Genomic DNA, 7,860 nt, shown 5'->3' on the forward strand with positions numbered 1-7,860 from the left:
CACCCGAGTTCACGGCACCCCCGGAGGCTCCCGCCGCACCGGCCGCCTCTCAGGGCCAGGGCGGCCAGGGCTCCGGCCCGCGTCCGGGCGCCCCGCGTCCGGCCGGCCAGGCGCCGCGTCCGGGCGCTCCGCGTCAGGGCGGTTCCGGCCAGGGAGGCCAGGGCCGCGGTGACCGTGGCGACCGTCCCGGCGCTCCGCGCCAGGGTGGCGGCGCTCCGCGTCCCGGTGCCCGTCCGGCGGGTCCCCGCCCGGGCAACAACCCGTTCACCTCTGGTGGCTCCACCGGCATGGCGCGCCCGCAGGCGCCCCGTCCGGGCGGTGCCCCGCGTCCGGGCGGCCCCGGTGCGCCCGGTGGCGCCCCGCGTCCGCAGGGCCAGGGCCAGGGCGGCCCCCGTCCGCAGGGCGCCGGCGGCGGTCCTCGTCCGCAGGCTCCGGGCGGCGCGCGTCCGACTCCGGGCGGCATGCCCCGCCCGCAGGGCGGCGGCCCGCGTCCCGGCGGCGGTCCCGGCGGTCCGCGTCCCAACCCCGGCATGATGCCGCAGCGTCCTGCTGCCGGCCCGCGTCCCGGCGGCGGTGGCCCCGGCGGCCGCGGTCCCGGTGGCGGCGGTCGTCCCGGTGGTGGCGGCGGCGGTCGTCCGGGTGGCGGCGGCTTCGCCGGCCGTCCCGGTGGCGGCGGTGGCGGTTTCGCCGGTCGTCCCGGTGGTCCCGGTGGCGGTGGCGGCGGTTTCGCCGGTCGTCCCGGTGGTCCCGGCGGCGGTGGCCGTCCCGGCTTCGGTGGCCGTCCCGGCGGTCCCGGTGGCCGTGGTGGCACGCAGGGTGCCTTCGGCCGTCCCGGTGGTCCCGCGCGTCGTGGCCGCAAGTCGAAGCGGCAGAGGCGCCAGGAGTACGAGGCCATGCAGGCCCCGTCGGTCGGCGGTGTGATGCTGCCTCGCGGCAACGGCGAGACCGTTCGCCTGTCGCGCGGTGCCTCGCTCACCGACTTCGCGGAGAAGATCAACGCCAACCCGGCGTCGCTCGTCGCGGTCATGATGAACCTCGGCGAAATGGTCACGGCCACGCAGTCCGTCTCCGACGAGACGCTGCACCTCCTCGCCGGCGAGATGAACTACACGGTTCAGATCGTCAGCCCCGAGGAGGAGGACCGCGAGCTCCTCGAGTCCTTCGACATCGAGTTCGGCGAGGACGAGGGCGACGAGGAGGACCTGATGGTCCGCCCGCCCGTCGTCACCGTCATGGGTCACGTCGACCACGGTAAGACCCGGCTCCTCGACGCCATCCGCAAGACGAACGTCATCGCGGGCGAGGCCGGCGGCATCACCCAGCACATCGGTGCCTACCAGGTCGCGACCGAGGTCAACGAAGAAGAGCGCAAGATCACCTTCATCGACACCCCGGGTCACGAGGCGTTCACCGCCATGCGTGCCCGTGGTGCGCGCTCGACGGACATCGCGATCCTGGTCGTCGCGGCCAACGACGGCGTCATGCCGCAGACGGTCGAGGCGCTCAACCACGCCAAGGCGGCCGAGGTCCCGATCGTCGTCGCGGTCAACAAGATCGACGTCGAGGGCGCCGACCCGACCAAGGTGCGCGGTCAGCTGACCGAGTACGGCCTCGTGGCCGAGGAGTACGGCGGCGACACCATGTTCGTCGACATCTCCGCCAAGCAGGGTCTGCACATCGACTCCCTGCTGGAGGCCGTGGTCCTCACGGCCGACGCCTCGCTCGACCTGCGGGCCAACCCGAACCAGGACGCGCAGGGCATCTCGATCGAGTCCCGTCTCGACCGCGGCCGCGGTGCCGTGTCGACGGTCCTCGTCCAGCGCGGCACGCTGCGGGTCGGCGACACCATGGTGGTCGGCGACGCGTACGGCCGAGTCCGGGCGATGCACGACGACAACGGCAACAGCGTGGCCGAGGCCGGCCCGTCGACGCCGGTCCAGGTCCTGGGCCTGACCAACGTCCCGGGTGCCGGCGACAACTTCCTGGTGGTCGACGAGGACCGTACGGCCCGTCAGATCGCCGAGAAGCGCGCCGCCCGCGAGCGGAACGCCGCGTTCGCCAAGCGCACGCGCCGCGTGTCGCTGGAGGACCTGGACAAGGTGCTGAAGGCCGGCGAGGTCCAGCAGCTGAACCTGATCATCAAGGGTGACGCTTCCGGATCGGTCGAGGCCCTCGAGTCCTCGCTGCTCCAGCTGGACGTCGGCGAAGAGGTCGACATCCGCGTCCTGCACCGCGGCGTCGGTGCGGTCACGGAGTCCGACATCGACCTGGCCATGGGCTCCGACGCCATCGTCATCGGCTTCAACGTGCGCGCCGCCGGGCGTGCGCAGCAGATGGCCGAGCGCGAGGGTGTCGACGTCCGGTACTACTCGGTCATCTACCAGGCGATCGAGGAGATCGAGGCGGCCCTCAAGGGCATGCTCAAGCCGGAGTACGAAGAGGTCGAGCTCGGCACGGCGGAGATCCGCGAGGTCTTCAAGTCGTCCAAGCTGGGCAACATCGCGGGTGTTCTCATCCGCTCCGGCGAGGTCAAGCGCAACACCAAGGCGCGCCTCATCCGCGACGGCAAGGTGATCGCGGAGAGCCTCAACATCGAGGGCCTGCGTCGCTTCAAGGACGACGTCACCGAGATCCGCGAAGGGTTCGAGGGCGGTATCAACCTCGGCAACTTCAACGACATCAAGGTCGACGACGTCATCGCGACGTACGAGATGCGCGAGAAGCCGCGCGTCTGACCTGAGTCACGATCGGGGCCGATCGGCGGGACTTATTCCGTCGATCGGCCCCGGCCGTTGCGTGTACGGTTCCCGTATCGGCGTCGAAGCGTGGCGCCCGTACCCCGAACCGGCGGGACATCCGGATACACACATGTATGTGGGGACTCTGTCCTTCGACCTGCTCCTCGGCGACGTCCACTCGCTCAAGGAGAAACGCTCTCTCGTCCGTCCGATCGTGGCCGAACTCCAGCGCAAGTACGGGGTGAGCGCGGCCGAGACGGGCAATCAGGACCTCCACCGCAGGGCCGAGATCGGGCTCGCGGTGGTCTCAGGGGAGACGGGACACCTCACCGACGTCCTGGACCGCTGTGAGCGGCTCGTCGCCGGGCGGCCCGAAGTCGAACTGCTCTCGGTTCGACGCAGGCTCCACAGCGACGAAGACTGAAGCAACAAGTAAGCACTTAAGGAGACGGACCAGTGGCCGACAACGCGCGGGCTAAGAGGCTGGCGGACCTCATCCGAGAGGTGGTGGCCCAGAAGCTGCAGCGCGGGATCAAGGACCCGCGGCTGGGCTCGCACGTCACCATCACGGACACCCGGGTCACGGGCGACCTCAGGGAGGCGACCGTCTTCTACACGGTGTACGGGGACGACGAGGAGCGCGCGGCGGCCGCCGCCGGCCTGGAGAGCGCCAAGGGCATCCTGCGCTCCGAGGTGGGCCGGGCCGCCGGTGTGAAGTTCACGCCGACCCTGGCCTTCGTCATGGACGCCCTCCCGGACAACGCCCGTGCCATCGAGGACCTCCTCGACAAGGCGCGCATGTCCGACGAGAAGGTGCGTGAGGCGTCCGCGGGCGCGAAGTACGCCGGCGACGCCGACCCGTACCGCAAGCCCGACGAGGACGACGAGACGGACGACAGCGCCGAATGACCCAGAAGCACACCACGCCCGACGGCCTTGTCATCGTCGACAAGCCGTCGGGCTTCACTTCGCACGACGTCGTCGCCAAGATGCGCGGCATCGCCAGAACGCGACGCGTCGGGCACGCCGGCACCCTCGACCCCATGGCGACGGGCGTTCTCGTCCTCGGCGTCGAGAAGGCCACCAAGCTCCTCGGCCACCTCGCGCTGACCGAGAAGGAGTACCTGGGCACCATCCGGCTCGGACAGAACACCCTCACGGACGACGCCGAAGGGGACATCACCTCCTGTGCCGACGCCTCCAGGGTCACCCGGGACGCGATCGACGCCGGCATCGCCGAGCTGACCGGCGACATCATGCAGGTGCCGTCCAAGGTCAGCGCCATCAAGATCAACGGCGTGCGGTCGTACAAACGGGCCCGGGAGGGCGAGGAGTTCGAGATTCCGGCCCGGCCCGTGACGGTCTCCTCCTTCGGCGTGTACGACGTCCGGGACGCCGTCGCCGACGACGGCACGGCCGTACTCGACCTGGTCGTCTCGGTCGTCTGCTCCTCCGGCACCTACATCCGGGCCCTGGCCCGCGACCTGGGCGCCGGTCTGGGCGTCGGAGGTCACCTCACCGCCCTGCGCCGCACCCGCGTCGGCCCCTACAAGCTGGACGCGGCCCGCACCCTCGACCAGCTCCAGCAGGAGCTCACCGTGATGCCGATCGCCGAGGCCGCCACCTCCGCGTTCCCCCGCTGGGACGTCGACGCCAGGCGGGCCAAGCTGCTCACCAACGGCGTGCGGCTGGAGATGCCCGAGACGTACGCGGGCGCCGGCCCGGTCGCCGCCTTCGACCCGGAGGGCCGCTTCCTCGCGCTCGTCGAGGAGCACCGGGGCAAGGCCAAGAGCCTGGCCGTCTTCGCCTGACGGAGGAACCGGGAGCCGGTGTCCGCCCGTGGAGCGGCAGCCACGGGGTACCTCCACTGCCGCCGCTCCACGGTCCCCCTCGGTTCCCCCACCCCTAGGGTGTATCCAGCCGTCCCCGTTCCTTCACCCGTCCGTGCGGGCGCTCGGAGTGAACCGGGGGAGCGGAAGGGGGCGCTTTCACGAAGCGATCTGTCCCGCTGATCATCCCGCCCCTACTGTCGAACACAAGGGCACGGGTGCACGGCGGGGAGGCTCGACGATGGCGTCGCGGAACCGGTCCCGGGAGACGGACGACAGCCCACAAGGCTCCCCGGACGTCTCCGGACCAGCACGGCACGAGGACGGGGCGGATCCCGGCGACGCCCTAGTCCGCATCCACGACCTGGCCGGCCGCCCGCGCGGCACCGGCTTCCTGGCCGACCACCACGGCACGCTGATCACCAGCCACGAGGCCGTCGACGGCCTGCCCCGGCTCGTCCTGCACGGCGCCGGGGGCCGCCGCCGGGTCGTGTCCGCCGACGCGGTCACCCCGCTGCCCGCACTGGACCTGGCCCTCGTACGGACCGAGGGGCTCGGCGTGCGGCCGCTGCCCGTCACCGTGCGGGAGGAAGCCGGAACCGGCACCTATGTGCGGATCGCCGCCGGCGGCTGGCGCGAGGCACGGCTGCTGGGCGCGACCGCCGTGACGTACGCGGCCACGGACCGCTGCCACCGCCTCGACGCACTGGAACTGGCGGTCGGCACCGCAGGACGGGACGCGCTGCGGCTGGGCGGCGGAGCGGCCGGCGGCCCCGTGCTCGACGCCGGGACCGGTGCCGTGGTCGGGGTGCTGGGCACCGCCCTCAGCTCCGATCACCGCGATGTCGGGTTCGCCGTACCGCTGCGTTCCCGGCTCCCCGGTGCCCCGCAGCCACTGGCCCACGTGCTCGCCGAGAACGCGGCGACGGTTGCCGCGTACGGCGCGGACCTCAATCCGGCCGGGGTGCTGGACCTCACCGCCGCCTCGGTGGCACTGGAGGGCCCGCCCGGCGGCACCGGTGTCCCGCAACCGGTCGAACGGGCGGCCGTTGCAGCCCAGTTCGCCGCGTTCACAGACGGCCCGGCGGCCGTGCTCGGCCTCGTCGGCCCCCCGGGCAGCGGCCGTACGACGGAACTCGCGGCGCTCGCCGAGCGGCGCCGACGAGACGGGCGGCCCACGCTCTGGTTGCGCGGCTGTGAACTGCGGGACGGTGACGCGTCGGTGGCGGACGCGGCGCGCCGGGCGCTGGACCGGGTCGCCCCCGCCGTGGCCGCCTCCGCTCCGGCCGGCCCGGGCGACATCACGCCCGAACGCCTGGCCCGCCTCGCCCGGTCCGCGGGCCGCCCGCTGCTGCTCCTGCTCGACGGCCCCGAGGAGATGCCACCGGCCCTCGCCCGCCGTCTGACCGGCTGGACGGGCCGGACCACGTGGTGGCTGCGGGAGACGGGAGCCAAACTGGTGGTGGCGTGCCGGGCGGAGTACTGGGAGGGCGCGTCCTTCCCGGCGGAGCCGTGCGTGGGTCTCGGCGACCTCACCGAGAGCGAGGCGCGGGAGGCGTACCGAAGCCACGGCATCGCCGGTCGCGCCCTCGCCCCGGCCGACGCCCGGCATCCCCTCACCCTCGGTCTGCTCGCCGAGGTCCGGACGGTCCTCACCGAGGCCCCCGAGGCGTTCGAGGCCGACCGGAACGACGTCTTCGCGGCCTACCTCGACCTGATATCACTGCGGATCGCCCAGCGCCTGGCGGCGGGCGACGGCCTGCACGGCACCGCCGTACGCCGCCTGGCCGCGAAGGTCGCCGGGCAGGTGCACGAGGCCGCCCGGCGCAGTCTCGGACCGGGGCCAGGGGACCTGGACCCGGAGGCGTTCGCCGCGGTGTTCCCGTGGGGGACCGCTCCGGAACGGCTCGGCGGCGGCAGCGGCTGGGCGTCGGCCGTGCTCGCAGAGGGCCTGCTGGTGCCCGCCGGACCCGGCTACCGCTTCGCGCACGAAGGGCTAGCCGACTGGCTCCAGGGCATGCACCTCGACCTCGACGAAGCCCTGCACGCCCTCGTCCACCGCGCCGAAGACGCCCAGTCCGACCCGGTGCCGCACCACCGCATCGGGCCGGTCGTCCAGGCCCTGCTCTGCCTCGGCCGCCAGCACGGCCCCGTCCGGCTGGCCTCCCGCCTGGCCGACCTGGTGCACGCCCTGGACGCCGACCCACGCTCCTGGTGGGCCGTCCGGCTCCTCGCCGGGACTCTGTCGGCCCTGCCCGACGCGGCGCCGTACACAGAGGTGCTGCGGCTGCTCGCCGACCGGATCGTGGCCTGGCGGCGCCAGGAGCGGCCCGTGCCCGAGGAGGTCGGGCCCGCCTTCTGGACCGGCCTACGGCTCCCGGAGGAGGCACGCTGCGCCCTGCTGCGGCGACTGGTCCACGCCGACGGGCCGCCGTGCGAGGCCGGGCCCCGCTTCCTGGACGCCGTCGCCGGACTCCTCGCCGCCGACCCCGCTGCCGTGCAACCGCAGCTCGCCCGCTGGTTCGACGACGAGCAGCCGCTGCCCGCCACCCCGCACGCGACCGTGGCCACGGCCGCGCAGGCGCTGCTGCACACCCACCGCCACGGCGCCCTGGACGGTCTGACGGACGTGCTCGTCGACCGTGCGCACCAGCGGGCCGACGAACTGCTCGCGGTGCTGGCCGAGGAGGAGCCGTCGGCGGTGTGCCGGGCCGTCGACCGGTGGGCGCGCGACGAGCGGCCCGCGCGGCGGAGCGCCGCGGTGGTGCACGGACTGCGCGTCGCGCCGCACGTGAGCACCGGAGGCGACCGCGCCCTCCTGCGCTACGCCGCCCTCACCCTGCTCGCCCGTCCCGCCGACCGTGACCTGCACGGCGGCGCGCTCGCCCTCCTCGCCCAGGACCCGCACACCCGGGCCCGCTACCTCCCCCGGGCACTGGAGCACTTCGCGGCGGGGGACCCACGGTTCTCGCCGGACGCGCTCGCCGGTGCCCTCCTGACCGACCCAGAGCCGGTCCTCGCGGCCTTCGCGGCCCGGCTGGAGCGGCCGGACGCGGAGGAAGCCCTGCGGGCCCTCGCCGACGCCACCCCGCCCGGCCTGGCCCGGCGGGTCGCCGCGCTGGTGTGCCGGGCGGCTGAGCTGCGGCCGGAACTCGCCGGGCAGACGGCCGCGTACGCCGACCAGCGGCTCGACCGGGGCCCGGCCGCCCGGCCCGTGCTCCTGCCGCTGGTCACGGGCCTGCTGGAGGACGGCCCGGTGCGGCTGCGCTGCGCCCTGGCCGCCGCCCTCGCCC

At 73.9% G+C, this 7,860-nt stretch carries 5 protein-coding genes; all 5 read left to right on the forward strand.

Features of this window, described 5'->3' with window-relative positions; all coding sequences use genetic code 11:
* Positions 1–2,735 (forward strand): translation initiation factor IF-2 (gene infB / locus C1J00_RS33715; RefSeq protein ID WP_102912771.1); only part of this gene is annotated, 2,735 nt, incomplete at its 5' end.
* Between the two features lie 133 nt (positions 2,736–2,868).
* Positions 2,869–3,162 carry a DUF503 domain-containing protein gene (locus C1J00_RS33720; RefSeq protein ID WP_030853207.1) on the forward strand — a complete coding sequence of 98 codons (294 nt, stop codon included), beginning with the start codon at positions 2,869–2,871 and terminating at the stop codon, positions 3,160–3,162.
* A 32-nt stretch (positions 3,163–3,194) separates the two neighbouring features.
* Entirely contained in the window at positions 3,195–3,647 is a 453-nt protein-coding gene (rbfA, locus tag C1J00_RS33725) for a 30S ribosome-binding factor RbfA (RefSeq protein WP_102912767.1), read from the forward strand.
* Positions 3,644–4,549, forward strand: coding sequence for a tRNA pseudouridine(55) synthase TruB (gene truB, locus C1J00_RS33730; protein WP_102912768.1), 906 nt, complete (start codon positions 3,644–3,646; stop codon positions 4,547–4,549). Before rbfA ends, truB begins: the two co-directional genes overlap by 4 nt.
* 259 nt (positions 4,550–4,808) lie before the next feature.
* On the forward strand, positions 4,809–7,860 hold a 3,052-nt coding region (locus C1J00_RS45605), incomplete at its 3' end, for a trypsin-like peptidase domain-containing protein (protein ID WP_180989790.1).

The organism is Streptomyces cahuitamycinicus, assembly GCF_002891435.1.
GTDB lineage: Bacteria > Actinomycetota > Actinomycetes > Streptomycetales > Streptomycetaceae > Streptomyces > Streptomyces cahuitamycinicus.

Coding starts and splice junctions, on each gene's coding strand:
- truB (WP_102912768.1), top strand. CDS start 3,644: ATGACCCAGAAGCACACCACGCCCGACGGCCTTGTCATCGTCGACAAG.
- C1J00_RS33720 (WP_030853207.1), top strand. CDS start 2,869: ATGTATGTGGGGACTCTGTCCTTCGACCTGCTCCTCGGCGACGTCCAC.